We start from the raw sequence: 955 nt of genomic DNA on the forward strand, positions 1-955 counted from the left end.
GTCAGCGGCCGCCGCGCGGCGCGGGCATTTCCGCCACCTCCGTCAGCACCGCGCCGAAGCGCGGGAACTGGCCGGCGGCGAGCGCGTCGAGGCTCGGCGCGGGCAGGCCGAGCCGGCTGGCATAGATCCAGGAATAGGCCAGCACGCGCTGCACGAAGGCGCGCGTCTCGCCCACCGGGATCGATTCGACGAACAGGAAGGGGTCGTCCTGGTGCCGGACGTTGGGCGCCCAGCGCCCGACATTGCCGGGGCCGTTGTTGTAGGCGGCCAGCACCCGGATCAGGTCGCCATCCACCACCTCGCGCGTGGTCAGCAGGTGCAGGTAGCGCTGCGCCAGCTCGAGCGAGAAGGACGGGTCGTGCAGCCGCGCCCGGGCGCCGCCGGACAGCCCCGTCTCCTTCAGGATGTAGGCGGCGGTGGCGGGCATGATCTGCATCAGCCCGCGCGCCCCGGCCGGCGAGACGGCGCGCGGGTCGAAGCGGCTCTCCTGCAGCGCCAGCCCGTAGAGCAGGGCCGGGTCGACGCGGAAGCCGGTCATCGGCTCCAGCCGCGGCAGCGGGAAGCGGTCATAGTCGCGCGGCCGGCCGTCATTGCTCTGCGCCAGCTCGGCCACCTGGGCGGCGAGGTCGGTCAGCCCCGCCTCGCGCGCCGCGGCCAGCATGGCGCGCGACAGGCCCGGATTGCCCTGCGCCGCCGGCCAGAGCCGGCGCAGCTCGGCCTCCGCCCGGTCGCGCTGGCCGATCTGCAGCAGCGCCAGCGCCCGCCAGCCCGAGGCGGTCTCGGCCGGCGCCGCGCCCTCGGCCTCGCCAGCCACCTCGCGCTCCCAGGCGAAGCCGGGGGCGAGGCCCAGGATGCGCCGGGCGATCAGCCCGTAGAAGGTGCGCGGCTCCTGCGCCGCCTGCAGCATCCAGGGGACGTAGAGCTGCGGCCGCCGGGTGCGGATGGCCGAGTGCGC

1 protein-coding gene is annotated in these 955 nt (G+C 75.8%); it reads right to left on the reverse strand.

Annotated features, from left to right (window positions below):
- Nucleotide 1 precedes the first annotated feature (1 nt).
- Nucleotides 2-955: lytic transglycosylase domain-containing protein (locus HMPREF0731_RS21915; RefSeq protein WP_007006449.1), on the reverse strand; the 954-nt coding region annotated here is incomplete at its 5' end.

The organism is Pseudoroseomonas cervicalis ATCC 49957, from assembly GCF_000164635.1.
GTDB lineage: Bacteria > Pseudomonadota > Alphaproteobacteria > Acetobacterales > Acetobacteraceae > Pseudoroseomonas > Pseudoroseomonas cervicalis.